The sequence below is a fragment of the Mesotoga prima MesG1.Ag.4.2 genome (assembly GCF_000147715.2).
Lineage (GTDB): Bacteria > Thermotogota > Thermotogae > Petrotogales > Kosmotogaceae > Mesotoga > Mesotoga prima.
In genome coordinates, this window is record NC_017934.1 from 2,750,208 (window position 1) to 2,765,645 (window position 15,438).

At 43.6% G+C, this 15,438-nt stretch carries 12 protein-coding genes and 3 pseudogenes; 14 read left to right on the forward strand and 1 reads right to left on the reverse strand.

Annotation, left to right across the window (positions count from 1 at the left end):
* Positions 1 to 61 precede the first annotated feature (61 nt).
* The 14 genes and pseudogenes from THEBA_RS12610 (at position 62) to THEBA_RS12675 (ending at position 13,235) form a co-directional block, all read left to right on the forward strand.
* A complete protein-coding gene (locus THEBA_RS12610) occupies positions 62 to 1,414 on the forward strand; it encodes a sugar ABC transporter substrate-binding protein (RefSeq protein WP_014731861.1) in 1,353 nt (450 codons plus the stop codon).
* 85 nt (positions 1,415 to 1,499) lie between these two features.
* Positions 1,500 to 2,483: an ABC transporter permease gene (locus THEBA_RS12615; RefSeq protein WP_041928310.1), complete on the forward strand. Its 984-nt coding sequence runs from the start codon at positions 1,500 to 1,502 to the stop codon at positions 2,481 to 2,483.
* Positions 2,484 to 2,498: 15 nt separating this feature from the next.
* Positions 2,499 to 3,458 (forward strand): ABC transporter permease, encoded by a 960-nt coding sequence (locus tag THEBA_RS12620; RefSeq protein WP_014731863.1) that lies wholly within the window; start codon positions 2,499 to 2,501, stop codon positions 3,456 to 3,458.
* 45 nt (positions 3,459 to 3,503) lie between these two features.
* Positions 3,504 to 5,048: a sugar ABC transporter ATP-binding protein gene (locus THEBA_RS12625; protein WP_014731864.1), complete on the forward strand. Its 1,545-nt coding sequence runs from the start codon at positions 3,504 to 3,506 to the stop codon at positions 5,046 to 5,048.
* Positions 5,049 to 5,072: 24 nt separating this feature from the next.
* Entirely contained in the window at positions 5,073 to 6,065 is a 993-nt protein-coding gene (gene dhaK, locus THEBA_RS12630) for a dihydroxyacetone kinase subunit DhaK (protein WP_014731865.1), read from the forward strand.
* Positions 6,066 to 6,068: 3 nt separating this feature from the next.
* Positions 6,069 to 6,713, forward strand: a complete 645-nt coding sequence (dhaL, locus tag THEBA_RS12635; RefSeq protein WP_014731866.1) for a dihydroxyacetone kinase subunit DhaL — start codon at positions 6,069 to 6,071, stop codon at positions 6,711 to 6,713.
* A 17-nt stretch (positions 6,714 to 6,730) separates the two neighbouring features.
* Positions 6,731 to 7,855 carry an RHS repeat domain-containing protein gene (locus THEBA_RS12640; RefSeq protein WP_236609165.1) on the forward strand — a complete coding sequence of 375 codons (1,125 nt, stop codon included), beginning with the start codon at positions 6,731 to 6,733 and terminating at the stop codon, positions 7,853 to 7,855.
* Positions 7,856 to 8,215: 360 nt separating this feature from the next.
* The gene (locus THEBA_RS12645; RefSeq protein ID WP_041928313.1) at positions 8,216 to 8,395 is read left to right on the forward strand and encodes a hypothetical protein; all 180 of its coding nucleotides are present in this window, start codon (positions 8,216 to 8,218) and stop codon (positions 8,393 to 8,395) included.
* Positions 8,396 to 8,762: 367 nt separating this feature from the next.
* Positions 8,763 to 9,217: pseudogene (locus THEBA_RS15020) on the forward strand (fasciclin domain-containing protein); the annotation flags it as partial.
* Between the two features lie 108 nt (positions 9,218 to 9,325).
* A pseudogene (locus THEBA_RS15025) lies at positions 9,326 to 9,625 on the forward strand (fasciclin domain-containing protein); the annotation flags it as partial.
* Positions 9,626 to 9,810: 185 nt separating this feature from the next.
* On the forward strand, positions 9,811 to 11,022 hold the full coding sequence (locus THEBA_RS12655; protein ID WP_014731868.1) for a phytoene desaturase family protein: 1,212 nt from the start codon (positions 9,811 to 9,813) through the stop codon (positions 11,020 to 11,022).
* Positions 11,023 to 11,041: 19 nt separating this feature from the next.
* On the forward strand, positions 11,042 to 11,296 hold the full coding sequence (locus THEBA_RS12660; protein ID WP_041928314.1) for a hypothetical protein: 255 nt from the start codon (positions 11,042 to 11,044) through the stop codon (positions 11,294 to 11,296).
* 47 nt (positions 11,297 to 11,343) lie between these two features.
* Positions 11,344 to 11,880, forward strand: coding sequence for an HdeD family acid-resistance protein (locus tag THEBA_RS12665; protein WP_014731869.1), 537 nt, complete (start codon positions 11,344 to 11,346; stop codon positions 11,878 to 11,880).
* A 402-nt stretch (positions 11,881 to 12,282) separates the two neighbouring features.
* A pseudogene (locus tag THEBA_RS12675) lies at positions 12,283 to 13,235 on the forward strand (linear amide C-N hydrolase).
* Positions 13,236 to 13,888: 653 nt separating this feature from the next.
* On the opposite strand, the gene THEBA_RS12680 reads toward THEBA_RS12675, so the two are convergent.
* The gene (locus THEBA_RS12680) at positions 13,889 to 15,409 is read right to left on the reverse strand and encodes a xylulokinase (protein ID WP_014731870.1); all 1,521 of its coding nucleotides are present in this window, start codon (positions 15,407 to 15,409) and stop codon (positions 13,889 to 13,891) included.
* Positions 15,410 to 15,438 lie beyond the last annotated feature (29 nt).

Below are 15,438 nucleotides of genomic sequence, written 5' to 3' on the forward strand. Positions count from 1 at the left end.
AAGCTGTTCGTGTAAATGTTTTGATCTATGAGAGTACTTCTTTTGAAGGAGGATAAGACAGGTGAAAAAGCTCAGTGTTCTGTTAATTGCTCTTATTGCTTTGTTTGGTGTTACTGCACTTTCAACGGAAACAATGGTATGCACTTATGCACAGATGGCGAACGACTTCTTCCTTACTTTTGACAAAGGCGCAAGGGAGGCTGTCGAGGCTCTTGGAAACATGTACATAGCAGCCAGCGACGACAGGAGCCCCGAAAAGTTCCTGTTCCAAATCGAGTCCTTCGCTGCCGCCGGTGTCAAGATGATATTCGGTTACTCACCAACAATCGAATCCGTTATTCAGGCATCGAACTTCGTCAACAGAGAGAAAGTCTATTACGCGAATATCCTAGAGATAGCCGACTGGTGGACACCACTAGACGCTGGTCCATACTACGGTCAGTTCATTGGACCTGACGCTTATGTCGATGGTTATCTAGGCGGTCTGGAAATGGGCAGACTTCTCAATGGAGAGGGCGAGACCTGTGTTCTCTGGGGATTCCCCGGCTCCAAAGCAGGTAACGACAGAGTTAGAGGCTACAAAGCAGCTCTTATGGAGAACTTCCCGAATATCACTGTTATCGGAGAGGAATATGCAGACTTCATAAGAGACAAGGGCTACTCTGTTACCAAAGACTGGATCGCAAAGTTCGGTGACAGGATAGACGGAATATTTGGCGCAAATACCAGCATGAATGTTGGTGCGGCAATTGCCTGTGAAGAGGCCGGACTGGACCACGTTTTCCAGGTCACAACCGATGCTAACAAGTCCAACCTCGTCGATATCAAGGATGGAAGTCTCGACGTTGTCGCTGGAATTTACGGATTCTGGATGGCTGGAAGACATGCCGTTACTGTATACGACATGAAGAACGGCTGGAAACCGACCGTTCCTGAAACGATGATGTCAACAATGCAGACCTTCATTACCCCTGAAAACGTTGACTGGTACATCGAGACTTTCGGAAAGGACGCTCCATATGACTACGACTGGAAGAAGATGTCAAGAACGCTTCATCCAGACGACTGGGATCCACAGGGACTTCTAGTTCCCATATACCCCGAGAGATTTACCAACTGGATTTACCTTGACAAGCCCAGAGGTTACGAAGTTCCCAAGGAATACAAGGAAGCTATGGAATCCGGTCTTTACCAGGAGATCTACGAGCTTTACCTTGAAAAGTTCACAGCCGCGTGGGTCGTACCTCCATTCGAGAGCTCCCCATACAACTACGTATTTGTTGCAAACAACCTGGAAGAAGGTCTCAGAGCAGATATCGTAAAGAGAATGGAAAACGATGTGCTTGTTCATGAAGTTATTGACGTTCCCTACCGCTTCGACATTCCAGATTTTGGAGAAGGATGTAATAACTAAGCACCGTATGAATCTTAAAAAACACTTTTGAATGCTGGAGTAGACTGTTCCAGCGACGGGGGATCAGTCTACTCTTTCTGGAAGGATGAGGAATTTGGCTCTCAAAAATCTCTTTAAAAAAGGACTAAAAGCAGAGAACCTTATTGAAGTACTTCCCTACTTGTTGCTTGTTGGAATCTTTGTGGTTTTCGCAATCTTATATCCGCCATTCTCAAGAATAAGGAATATCACAGGTATTCTGACAGTCTCGAGCGTCTTCCTTCTGGTTGCCGCCGGAGAGACTTTTCCCATACTCATGGGAAGCATAGATCTCTCTGTGGGCGCCATGCTTTCATCCTGTGCGATTGTTGCCGCTTACTTCTTTCCTCAGGGTGGATTAGGGATGATAGTTCTTGCGATAGTCGTAGGATTCCTTTCGGGACTGATTAACGGTCTACTGGTGGTACTTCTGAAACTTCCGTCTTTCATCGTTACACTGGCGATGATGTATGTCTATGTGGGAATAGCTACTGGTCTAACAAATGGTTATAACATATCCATTAGAAACAGGGACTTTGCCTGGATTTCGACGGGACAGATGATCGAAGGCATTCCAAATGTCATTATTTGGGCCTTCATTGTATTTGCAGTTTTCGTATTCATAAGCAGGAAGACAGTAGTGGGAAGATACATTTTGGCAATAGGAAGCAACGAAGAGTCCGTGAAGAAAATGGGAATCAATACAAATAAATATAGGATAATCGCGTTCACATTCTCCGGGTTATTGGTCGGTATTGCCTCTGTTTTACTTTCTTCTTATCTAGGAATGGCACCAGCAAGACTTGGAGACAAGTACCTCTTCAATACGCTAATAGCCGTGGTCGTTGGTGGGACTTCCATCATGGGAGGTTCTGGTGGTTTATTGAAGACACTCATAGGGGTTCTTCTCATCAGTATGTTCGATAATGGAATGAGTCTAATTGGAAGTACATCGAATGTCCAAAACATTGCAAAAGGCATACTGCTAATCGCAGCCATTTCACTCGTAATGCTTCCTCATCGACGCGGAAGATTACTTCTTACCAAGTAGGCAGGGAGGTGGATGATGATGGATAATCGAAACAGGAAGCGAAAGTTCCCACTTTCAAAGCTGTGGACTCCCTTACTACTTGTGGTTTTGTTCTTGATATTCGGTTTGCAGTATCCAACATTCTTGTCTGCAAAGAACTTCAACAACTTGCTCGTACAGATGGCCATTCTGCTGATTGCATCGATGGGTATGTCTATGGTCGTTCTGATGGGAAGTATTGACGTATCAGTCGGAGCGACGATAACGATTACTGCCGTGGCATCCGCAATGGCTAGCTCTGCGCTAGGTGGCGCATCGATTATTGTGGGGATGATAGTAGGGGCTCTGGTAGGTCTGATAAACGGTTTTCTGGCTACTTTCCTGAAAATCCCGACGTTTCTATCCACTATCGCCATGATGGGAATCTTAAATGGAACTGCAGTTTTGATGCTAAAAGGGTCTCCTTACAACGTCAGTTCTGAATCCTTTCTCGCAGTTGCAAGGGGAAGTTTTCTAGACGGCATATCAAACCTGATCACCATACCTATCATTGTGGTGCTTATAACACTTTTGATAACCAAGAAAACAGTGCTTGGCAGAATGATTTACGCCATCGGCAACAACGAGTACGTATGCCAGTATTCAGGGATCAGCGTTGTAAAGATTCAGACTTTTGTATTTATGATTCATGGTTCGCTCGTAGGACTAGCCGGGGCACTTGACGCATCTATGCTTGAAGCTGCATGCCCTTATACTGGTGATACTTATACCTTGCCCGTAATAGCAATCGTTGTCATGGGCGGCATTCCTCTTAGCGGAGGTCGAGGAGGACCAATCGGCACAGTTCTCGGAGCGATGCTGGTTACCGTTCTGATAAGCGGCCTGAATTTCATGGGTGTAACGCCTGAATTCAGGAACGTTGCAATGGGTGCTCTGATAATTGCCGGTGCGCTTATGTCCAATGTTGGAAGACCGAAGATGATCACCGTTAAGTGATCTTCGATTCAAAAAGGTGATACTGAGAATGCGAGGTTTATCTTTATGGATGAAAAAGTAAAAGAAAATAGCAAAATCCTCTTTGAGATCAAGGGAATCGATAGAAACTATCCTGGTGTGCAGGCACTGAAAGATGTTACCTTCAAGATCAATAAGAACGACGTTATTGGATTCGCCGGTGAAAATGGGGCGGGAAAGTCAACTCTGCTAAAGCTTATAGCGGGAGTTGAACCACCCGATAAAGGAGAGATGTTTCTGGAAGGAAAAAAGTATGCTCCTCAAAGCTTCAGAGAGGCTAACATACTTGGAGTTTCGATGGTCTTCCAGGAGCAGAACCTTGTCCAAAGCCTGACTGTTTACGAAAATCTCTTTCTTTCACACGAGAAGAGATTCCAGGTGGCCGGTACTTTGAAGAAGAGGCAGATGATCTCCGAAGCGAAACGTTATCTGGAGAGTTTTGGGCTCGATATCGACCCAAGAAAAGAAGTCTCCCAATACTCATTTCACGAGCGTCAGATGCTTGAGATCATCAGGGCATTTGTCATAGCAGACATGTACAAGATCGAGACCCCTCTAATACTTCTTGATGAACCAACTGCTGCGCTCCCAGAAAAGGAAAGAGAGATTCTTCTCGACAGAATTAAGAGTTTTTCAAACAAGGCAACATTCATATTTGTCTCACACCGTCTTTCAGAACTGATGAATGCCTGTAACAGGATTCTAATTCTCAAAGATGGGCAGCTGGTTGGAGAAGTTGATCCCGAGGTCTCGGAAGAGAGAGAGATCCACCCGCTTATGGTAGGAAGAGAGTTAAGTGCCGACACCTACAGAGTTGAAGATCAAAAGGAATTCAATGGGGATGAGGATCCCGTCTTGAGGGTGAGAAATCTTTCCAAGAAGGGCCTTTATGACTCTGTTTCTCTGGAAGTCCGTCGTGGGGAGATCCTTGGAATAGGTGGACTGATTGGCTCTGGAAAGAAGTTCCTGGGCGAGACCCTTTTTGGGGTGGGAGAGCCAACAGAAGGAGAAATCATTATAGATGGCCATTCCGTGTCTAAAGCCACGATAAGAAATATGACCAAGCTAAGAGTCGGGTATGTTCCTTCCGAAAGGAAGGAAAACGGAATAATCGGCTTGTCAACGGTCGCAGAAAATCTTACGATTACAAGACTTGGTGAGTTCAGCAGTCGCCTGGGCTTTATAAACAACAGGCAAGAATCCAAATTGATCAAAGAGGGAATAGAGAAGTTCCGAATTAAGGCAACTAGCGAAGATCTGTGCTTTTCGTTGAGTGGAGGAAACCAACAAAAAATCGTACTGACCAAATGGATTATGAAGAATCTCGATATTCTGATTCTCGACAATCCCACCAGAGGCATAGACATCGGAGCAAAAGAGGAAATATACACCTTCATAAGAGAAGCGGCAAATAAGAACCTTGCCATCATCTTAATAACAGACGACTTGCTCGAACTCATAGGATTGAGCAACAGGATAGTAATTATGAAAGATGGAAACATTTCGCTTATCGTAGATGCCGATAAGAGGCGGAAACCAACCGAGCAAGAACTAGTAAGAGATATGGTATAAGAATAGCTGAGGTGGTGTAGAGAGATGAAGAAGCTGATCAATGATCCCAAAAGCGTGGTAATCGAAATGTGTCAGGGAATGGTGAAGGCTTTCCCGGAGAACCTTGCACTCGACGAGGAATTCATGGTGATTTCGAGAAAGAATCCCAACAAGAACAAGGTTAACCTAATTAGTGGCGGTGGAAGTGGTCATGAACCTGCTCATGCAGGGTTCGTAGGCAGGGGAATGCTTGATGCGGCCGTATGTGGTGATGTCTTTGCTTCACCGTCCGTAATGCAGGTCTTCAACGCTATAAAACACAACCATTCAGAACAAGGGGTCTTGCTGGTTATAAAGAATTATTCTGGAGACGTCATGAATTTCGAAAGCGCTGCTGCAATGGCTGAAGACTACGATATTAGAGTTGATAGCGTTTGTGTGAATGATGATATATCAATCGAAAAGAAGGAAGACAGACGGGGTGTGGCTGGAACGATCTTCGTTCACAAAATTGCTGGAGCTCTGGCAGAAAGGGGAGCTTCTCTCAAGCAGGTAAAGGAGATCGCCCAAAGAGTTATCGACAATGTTAGAACTATGGGGATTGCACTGACTTCCTGTACCGTCCCAGCAAGAGGAAAACCGACTTTCGACCTTGAAGAGGACAAGATTGAGGTTGGTGTCGGAATTCACGGAGAAGCCGGAATATTTAGAGACAGATTACTCTCGGCGAAAGAAACCGCTGAATTGATTATCGAAAGAATACTTGGCGAATTATCCGTATCAAAGGATGAAGAGGTTGCCGTGTTGGTAAATGGATTTGGTGGAACTCCGCTGCAAGAGCTCTTTATTCTGAACAATGAGGTAGCCACGATTCTTAACAGTAAGGGAATAGCAGTGGCAAAGACTCTCGTTGGAAACTACATGACGTCTATAGATATGGAAGGTGCGTCGATTTCCGTTCTTATGCTCGACGAACAGATGAAGAGACTTCTCTCTGCACCCTGTGAAACCGCTGCCTGGAAGGAAACGGAGGCTTAGAAGATGACCGTAATCTCGAAGGATGAATTCATAGAAATAGTTGGAATCGCTGTCGATTCTATACTAGAAAACGAACAGTACTTCTGTGATCTCGATTCTGTTGCCGGAGACGGTGATTTCGGAGCTTCTTTGGCGAAAGGCTTCTCTGAAGTCAAGTCAAAATGGAAGGATCTCGAAAAGAGCAATGTTGGAACCTTTTTGAGAGACTGCAGCATGATAATAATGGAAAAATGTGGTGGAGCCTCTGGCCCAATTTGGGGCAATGCTTTTTTGAGCGCTTCTAGAGCTTCTAAAGGAAAGGAGACTCTCGAAATAGCCGACATTGCTGAACTCTTCCAGGCAATGGTAGATGGAGTACAGAAGGTCGGTAAAGCTCAATTGGGTGACAAAACTCTTCTAGATGCGCTTATCCCCTTCAAAGAATCTTTGAAGGAAAGTGCAAAGCTGAACGAACCAATAGAAGCGGCCTTTGACAAGGCCGCAACCAAAGCAGAAGAAGGAGCTGAATCTACAAAAACGATTGTTGCGACGAAAGGAAGGGCCAGATATCTGGGTGTCAGGAGCATTGGCGCATATGACGCGGGGGCCAGAGCGGTTGCAGTCATTCTCTCAGATATTCAAAAGAACTTCTTCAATAAAACAAACTGAAACTGCGTCGATGGAAGGTGATTAAATTGTTATCAAGTGCTTTCAGACTTAGTTGTTTCATACTTATCGTCTCCTTGTTTATAGGAAGCTTTTGTGGAGCCTTCTGGGTTGATTCTTACCTGGACAAGATCAATACATCCGGAGTGAAAAGGATTGAGATAAGAAACTATAATACTCAGGACGGGGAGTTATGGATAAAGTTTGCCACTCTGACCGCTGAGTACGATGAATCGGGAAACACCATCCGTGAGGGCAAACTCTCCGGCGATGGTGTTCTGGAGTTTGACTATTCCTATCAGTACGATAGTGAAGGTAATATGCTCACCATGCAAGGTAAGAGGATAGTAAACGACTCAGCATTAGAACATAGCTATGAATACAAGTACGACGAGAACGGGAGACAGATCGAAGGAATTCAGTACGCCTCAGATGGTTCGATAATCTCAAAATACTCTGCAAAGTACGACGAAAGTGGAAACTTCGTCGAAGGGAACGATGTTCAGTATGATTCATCAAACAGTACTAGATATTTAGCTGGCTATAACGAACTCGGTTACATGACTGAGGAAACCAAGTATATTGTCTATGAGTACAAAGAAAAGGAAGGACTTCAAACTGAATTCAGAAACGAGTATCGATATGATGACCTCGGCAACTTGCTTCTGGAGATCGGCTATGGCAAGTACGGAGACTTCTCTTATAAGTACGGTTATGAATACGACGAAGAAGGTAATTTGATAAAGGCATACAGCTACAGTGCGAGCGATACGATCGTTTCTGTTTACGAAGCTTCTTACGATGATGAGGGGAATCTAGTAAGATTTATCCTATCCGATGCAAGTGGAAAGATCTTATCCGAGCATGAAGCTCAATACGATAATGGCAATATGGTTCTCGAGGTCGACTGCCTTTCTGAGTCGCGCAATCTTGTATACTCGGCTGAATACAATAGTGAAGGACTAAAGCTAAAAGAAACCAACTATAACAGAAATATCAGTGGAAGTCCGCTCACTTACAGTTATGAATACCTCTACGACGATAGAGGAAACTGTATTCAGGAAAAGTACTTCGTTTACCTTGAAGACAAGGACCTGTGGAAGCCGATAACAAAGACTGTATACCTAATCACCTATTATGAGTGAGAAGAGACTTTGAGAATGAAACCATTACACTGTTTCCCAAAATCAGAACTGTTCTAATGGGTTGTGCTAGAACCACTGGGAATAAGACAACTAAAATTAAATAAAAAATCGTTCGCGCTCATGGTTGGCGCGACGGAAAAGCTTAAAGCTTAGAGGTTATGGGTGCCTTGAGTTATAGGGCACCTTTATGCTTTTTCTTTGGAAATCTGATCGAAATTTTGCTGTTTATACAGAATGTTTCACATAAAGGCCCATTGGTGACCTAATTCAAAATCAGAAGGAGGGGATCGACTTCGAAAGATATGGCTTTCCCTCTTCAACAAGTTCAGAGTGAAGCAGCTAAAGCGCTGGTTACTTTTCATGATCGATCAAGAGAAGATACAGACTCGCGATCAGCTCGAGTGCGAAGCAAAGGCATCCATGGCTTATGAAGATATTGAACTACTCAGAGCCTCTGAAATTTCCGATTCGCAGTCTGACGAATCGATAGTTAAGACCGCCCTCGAGGCGCTAGACAAGGAAATGTTGATAACCGAGTAGGACGGACACCTCAAGCTTACCGAAAAGGGCTCGGCCGAGTTGAGATCTACACGTAAGTGATAGCCAATTTGAGGAACCAATCATTGTCTTATCAAACCTCACTTCCAAAGTCGCTTATCTCTTGTCAACTACTAATCTCTCAAGATAACCATGATCATCGAAGTAAAGCGGAGATTAAGAAGTAGTTAAATATTCGTATGATTATTTCTGTGTAGCTTTTTCAAAGAGGCAAAGAGAAATCGCAATCTCCGATTTTCCATTGTGCACAACCCTATTGACAACGGCAAGTATGGCAGAATAAAATTAAATTGTAAACGATATAGTTTTGAAAAATGTAGTATGAAAAATTCTGATTGAGGTGATAGTGATGAAAAAGGTATTTCTGGTATTAGTTTTAATAGGATTAGTCTTCACTGGTTTCTCCAAGAACATAGTAGAAGTAGCGGTTTCAGCAGGCAATTTCAGTACACTCGTAGCGGCAGTTGAAAAGGCAGGTCTAGTGGAGACTCTAATAGAGGAGATGGACCTTTTACTGTGTTCGCTCCAACTGACGAAGCATTTGCAAAGCTTCCGGAAGGAACTGTTGAAAGTCTCCTAAACGATATACCGGCGCTTACGAGAATTCTTACATATCATGTGGTTCCTGGAAAGTATATGTCTTCAGACGTGGTATCTCTTGAATCGCTCAAGTCCGTAGAAAGCAGCTCTATACCAATAAGAGTAGAAGAAGGCAAGGTTTACGTCAGTAATGCAATGATAACGGCAGTTGATATTGAGGCAAGCAATGGAGTAATTCATGTTATTGACACGGTCATCCTTCCCCCGGAAAGAGAGACAAGGAGAATCCCTGAAATTGCTATCGATGCGGGCTCCTTTACAACACTGGTAACAGCACTTCAGGAAGCCGGTCTAGTCGAAGCGCTTATGGGTGATGGGCCTTTCACAGTCTTCGCCCCAAATGATGAAGCCTTTGCAAAATTACCCGAAGGGACTATCGAATCGTTGCTCAAGGATATACCGACTCTAAAGAACATCCTCCTATACCATGTCGTATCGGGAGAATACATGGCTGAAGATGTACTGGGTATGAGATCTTTGACTGCTCTTAATGGCGGTCAGCTGATGATAAACCCAAACGAAGTCAAGATTCAAGGATCTGGGATAATCGTAACGGATATAATTGCGGCAAATGGCGTAATCCATGTAATAGATACGGTGATGATTCCTTAAAGGTAACCTCGTACCACTATCAAGCGATAAGCAGATCTTTCAGGCGGAGCATTTTGCTCCGCCTTTACTATTGCTTATCCTCTGCCAATCTACTTTTCCGAAGCTGCATAAAACTCTAGGAGAAGGGCATTCCAATAATTTAGAATTCTAATAGACAAGATGTATTTATTGATCGGGGGGTGTATATGAACGGTAAGTTCTTTCCCGAAAGCAAATACGACGTTGCGGTAATTGGATCTGGACTCGGAAGTTTATCGGCTGCCTCTATGCTAGCTAATAAGGGACTAAAAGTGCTCGTTGCAGAGCAGCATTATCTTCCCGGAGGATGTTGCTCGATCTTCAGAAGAAGTGACTTCACGTTTGATTCTGCAGTTGGCATGGTATTCGGATTCGGAAACCGCGGCTTCAATTCTCACAGGTTTGTTTTCAACGAGATCGGTGAAGACATTGAAATGGTAAGACACGAGGCTTTATACTCCGTGACCTTCGGAGAGAAGAAAATTGTCTTTTGGCCAGATCTCGACCGATTTATAGAAGAGCTTGGAAATAACTTTCCTGGATATGAAGAACAGCTAAGGAAGTTCTACAACTATCTAGCCGAGTTATATCACGAAGTGATAGTTGCTGATCGTGTAATCGTCCCTCCCACTGAAATGAAGAGAAGCGATAGTCTCAGATCTCTGCTGAAGCATCCTGTACGACAGGCCAAAATGATCAGGCTATTATTCAAAAGCACTGAAGAACTTATGAAAAAGTTTATCGACCCCGAGGCAAAGGAGCTTTATCAGTTTTTCGATGTTCTTACTTCCACCTACTGCTATACGACTGTAAAGGAAACCCCCGGCGTACTGGCCGTAACTATGTTCATAGACAATCATGAAGGAGGCGGCTTTTACCCCGTAGGTTCTTCTCAGATGATACCGAGCAAACTCGAAAAGGCGATCGAGAAAAACGGCGGCTACATGCTATACGAAAATCGCGTTAATGAAATACTCTTTGATGATGGGAAGGCATCGGGGATAAAGCTGGAAGATGGGAGCGAAATTAGATCTGACTTCGTGATTTACGGCGGAACGGTCTGGAATCTCTATGGAGGAATCATTCCCGAGGAACATGTTAGTCAGGAAAGAGTTGAATGGGTGGAGTCCCTTGAGCCGACTTTTCCCGCCATGGTCGTGTACGCCGCCGTAGATTCCTCTGCTATCCCGGCCGGAACTAATCCGCTGGAGATGCTTGTCGAGGAATTTGACGAAATAGCCAAAAGCGATGTCACAGTATACATACCTTCGATTGACGAACCTTCGATATGTCCAGAAGGAACTCACGTGATGTCCATGATAGCTCCCTCAAAGAAAAAGTGGACGCCTCGCGCCGCTAGTAATCCCGAAGAACTATGAACCTTATGAGTTTTGGGTCATGCAGCCAGATGGGTTGATATTCTATGATCAAGATAAAATGGAGATAGGCAGAAATCTCTTTACTGACAAGCTTTACGAGCCCTTTGAGGAGCTAAGAGTATTGGGTAGCGAGATATCTCAGAAGGAATCCGGGTTGGGAGAATACAGTTTCTTTTCACGCGGAATGAACACTGTTGTAATGAAGGAATTCAAGTGGAGTTGGGTTGGGCTTCATGGAACACAATGGCGTCTGATACTTACGAAGAGCAATTGATTTACAATAGACCCGTTATATGCTAACGGGTGAAGGTGGTGGATAGTATGGCAGAAGCAAAGAAGTTCGACTGGATCTCTCTTCTTGTGGGTTTCGTGCTCATAATTGGAGGTATTTTTTCTCTGAGCAATCCTCTTGCAACGTTCCTTACCCTTGCAATAATGTTAGGTATCGTTGTTCTTGTTCGTGGAATCATGTTGATAGTTGCCTACTTCAAACTTGAAAACCGAACCGGAGCTAAGGTTTTCTTCGCACTGATTCTAGGAATATTGCTGGCTATCACAGGAGTAATATTTCTCTTCAGGCCGCTCTTTGCCGCAAATATATTTGCTTTTGTAATAGCGATATGGTTCATCGTTGATGCCATCAACAACCTGATAAACGCCGATCGGCTGAAACCTGCGGGAAAGGGAATCTACTTTCTGAGCATTGTCTTCAATGTTCTTGTTCTTTTTGGAGGAATAATACTCGTTCTACACCCGCTCATTGCCGGTCTGTCGGTTGCCGTAATTATTGGGATAACTCTCCTTGTTTTTGGTGTAAACCACATTGTTCTAGCGTTTATGGGCAAGGAGTCTGCATAGAAGAAGTGATTTCTTCGTAATTAAGACTGGATGAGTTCTTTGAATTTGAGATGGGGTAAGGATGCATCAACCTATATCCCATCTTTTCTTTTTGTTCTTTTACTGCTGAGAAAGTCAAGTTCTCGAGTTCAGTTCGGGTATAATGGTTATGTATGGCTCCTGATATTGTTTATACTTCATAATCACACTCTTGTTTTCTGCATTTGATTTCTGGAAACCTCTCATGGAGTTCATGGTCATATAGTTACTGCAGTTGTCAGATTTGCCGCAAAAAGGAGGTATTTAGGTGAGAAAAATCGCATTGGTCTTTCTTCTTTTGTTAGCTTTCATTTCCGTTTCGCTTGGATGTACTGAGTTTCTTCTTTCGCCTGAAAAAACGGTATAGTTATCTCTGTTAGAAGTATGGAGTTCTCATATCCTCTGAACTCGAAAGTTGTATTCTTCAACAGGGATGATAGTTTTAACAGCCACATGCCTGATGGGTCTGAAGCCGTCTCGTGGGAAAATAAATATGCATTTGCGGGATTTAATGCTTTTGATATTCCCATAGCAATTTCAGATGGATTGAATGAAAAGGGATTGTCTTTAAGCGCCCTTTGGTTAACGGGAACAGAGTATGAAGAAGTCTCTCCCGATTCAGATCCTACAAAGGTTATAGAGCTGTTCGATCTTCGTTCCTGGATTCTTGGAAACTTTGACACACTCGATCAGTTAGAGAAGCTCTTGAAAGTATGACAATATGGGGCAAAGAAAACGAACTGCTTGGGGAAGTTCCCCTTCTTCACCTCTCTTTGCATGACAAGTATGGTGGAAGCATGGTTGTGGAGTTCATAGATGGTGAAATGAAAATCTATGATAATCCAAATGGAGTTCTCACGAATGCTCCAGAGCTTCCCTGGCATCTGGAGAATCTGAGAAACTACGTCAATCTAAGTGCATATATGAAAGAAGCTGAAATCAACGGGATAACATATAAAGGAATGGGTTTTGGCAGTGGCTACGTTGGGATTCCAGGTGATGGAACTCCTCCCTCTAGGTTTGTTAGGATAACTCTTTTAAGGGAGTCTTCAAATCCCGTTGAAAGCGAAGAGGAACGAGTAATAGTTGCCCTTCATCTTCTAAATGCAGTGGATATTCCTGCAGGAGTTTCAAAAAGAGAAGGAAGTGGTCCGGCAGCTTTTGAGAACACTCAGTGGGTTACTGTAAAGGACAATAAGAATCTCAAACTGTATTTCAGGTCTTATGATTGTTCCTCTCTGTTTCTTGTAGATCTTAATAAGATCGATTTCTCCAATGGAAATGATCATGAATCGATAATTGTAGATAGAGAATTCTCAGTCATAGATGCTTTTTGATTTATGTCAATGTTTGCAATAGTTTCGAGGTTGTTGTGTAATCAATTATGCTTGGTGATTTTCAATATAGTTGGTTTCGATGGAGTGTATTATAGGTCTTTTTCTTATTCTATATATCTTTATAGATAATAATAATTAGGTATGTTCAAAACTCGTTGAAAACTCACAGACTTCTTTTCTGCAAAGTATTTGAGGTCATGTTCAAAACTTTTTGGCTTTGAACATCGTATGTAGACAACTTTGAAATGGCTGTTTAGGAGAGAGTTCTCAGGTTGTTCAAAATCTTAAGAGCTGTAATTAGCCATTATGGCTGGATATACAACTTGTATTCATGAATCGTTGAGAATTAGTAGGGCAGTAATGTTCAAAAAGAGTTTATCCGAAGGGAGAAATGCAGCAAAATGATTCTGTAATTGAGCCAGAGAACGAGACTTTTGAACATGCTCAGGGAGCTATTTCAAGGAGATAATTGTCGAAAAGCAAGGGTTATGAACTTTGTATGTTCAAAAGTTGGGTTTGTTTAGGAAGGAAATTTCTCTGAAATGAGGTTTTTTTGAAGGCGGTTTCCAGGAGAAACAAAAAAACAGGGTGTCGCAGCCATATTATGAAGAAATCCGCGACACCCTGTTTCGGTACAACTCCCGTTACGTTGTCTAACCCCTTCTGACTCCATTAAGCTCTTCAAATGTCTTCTCTAGAGCATGATATGATTCTTTGAAGAGACCATAGAGTTTCAGGTAATCTTCTTGCTGTTCCCCGATCGGTTCGATCTCTTCGACATCAACGACGAAATTCCGAACCGCTGAGAAATCAAAAAGACCGGCCCCCACACCTGCAATCATGGCCGCGCCGATCGAAGTAGCTTCATCGACGTTCTGCGGAATGGTGATAGTCTTTCCGAGAATAGTTGAAATCATGCGCTTCCAAATTCTGCTTTTTATTACTCCTCCAATGACCCTGATCTTACCTATCGGCAAAGATTCTTCCAAGCTTTCCAGAATCCATTTCAGATTCAAAGAAACGCCTTCGATTACCGCTCGCACGATATCGATTTTCTTGTGGGAGGCCGACAATCCTATGAAAGTACCTCTTGCATTGGAATTCCATATCGGACTTCTCTCTCCAAGCAGATACGGAAGATATAGTATTGATTCACTATGACGGTGAGATTGGCAGAGTTGGGTGTCGAGATAAGAATAGATATCACGATCGCTTTCTTTCATGGATCCATCACAGTACATAGTATCCTTAATCCAGCTGTATGAGGTTCCGGCGGCCTGCATAGTGCCGGACGGAAAGTAGAGGCCTCTTACTGCATGTGCCCCAGAGAACACTCGCATTTCCTTATCAAGTAGAGGCTCTTCTGTAATTGTGGAAATCCAGGCCGAGGACCCTAGATAAAGGTAAGTATCGCCCACTTCAACTGCACCTGCTCCCACGGCCGCACTACAACCGTCTCCTGCCCCGAGTATTACTCTGCATGAGTTTGGAAGACCGATGTCTGTCGCCACTTCTTTCCTTATTTCTCCCAGGTCGGTGATGGAAGCGTACACATCTGGAAGCTTTGAGCCTTCAATTCCGAGAGCGGAAATCAGTTCTTCAGACCACGTAAGACTAGAGATATCAAATAGAGCTGTCATGACGGCATCGGAAAAATCTGTCGCAAACCTTCCTGTAAGGCGAAGATTGATGTAATCCTTTGCTTGAAGAAACTTGAAAGTTCTTTCATAGAGATCGGGTTCGTACTTTTTCAGCCAGGCTATCTTCAACCCCTGATAGGTTGGTGAGAGCCTGGAACCGGTTATTTTGTACAGATCGCTTGCCGGAACTTTCGCTAAAAGTTCTTCTACCTGTTCGGTGCTTCTCGAATCTGCCCAAATTATTGACCTTCTGAGCAGTTCGCCCGATCTATCTACAGGCACCACTGCCATCATCTGGCCGCTAATGCTGAGTGCAGAGATTTCTTTTCTGTCGATTTCCGCCATCTGAACGATTTCGGAAGTAGTCTTGCAGAAGGCAGTCCACCATGCCTCGGGATCTTGCTCAACCATTCCGGGCCCGGGGTAGAAGGTTTCATAACCGGCGAATGATGAAGCAACGAGAGAACCTGTTTGGCTGAACAAAGTCGCTTTATCTCCAGTTGTTCCCAGATCATGTGCCATTATATACTTCAAGGCAAAACCTCGCTTTCAGATAGAATGGT

Coding starts and splice junctions, on each gene's coding strand:
- THEBA_RS12615 (WP_041928310.1), top strand. CDS start 1,500: ATGAGGAATTTGGCTCTCAAAAATCTCTTTAAAAAAGGACTAAAAGCA.
- THEBA_RS12620 (WP_014731863.1), top strand. CDS start 2,499: ATGATGGATAATCGAAACAGGAAGCGAAAGTTCCCACTTTCAAAGCTG.
- THEBA_RS12625 (WP_014731864.1), top strand. CDS start 3,504: ATGGATGAAAAAGTAAAAGAAAATAGCAAAATCCTCTTTGAGATCAAG.
- dhaK (WP_014731865.1), top strand. CDS start 5,073: ATGAAGAAGCTGATCAATGATCCCAAAAGCGTGGTAATCGAAATGTGT.
- dhaL (WP_014731866.1), top strand. CDS start 6,069: ATGACCGTAATCTCGAAGGATGAATTCATAGAAATAGTTGGAATCGCT.
- THEBA_RS12645 (WP_041928313.1), top strand. CDS start 8,216: ATGATCGATCAAGAGAAGATACAGACTCGCGATCAGCTCGAGTGCGAA.
- THEBA_RS12655 (WP_014731868.1), top strand. CDS start 9,811: ATGAACGGTAAGTTCTTTCCCGAAAGCAAATACGACGTTGCGGTAATT.
- THEBA_RS12660 (WP_041928314.1), top strand. CDS start 11,042: ATGCAGCCAGATGGGTTGATATTCTATGATCAAGATAAAATGGAGATA.
- THEBA_RS12665 (WP_014731869.1), top strand. CDS start 11,344: ATGGCAGAAGCAAAGAAGTTCGACTGGATCTCTCTTCTTGTGGGTTTC.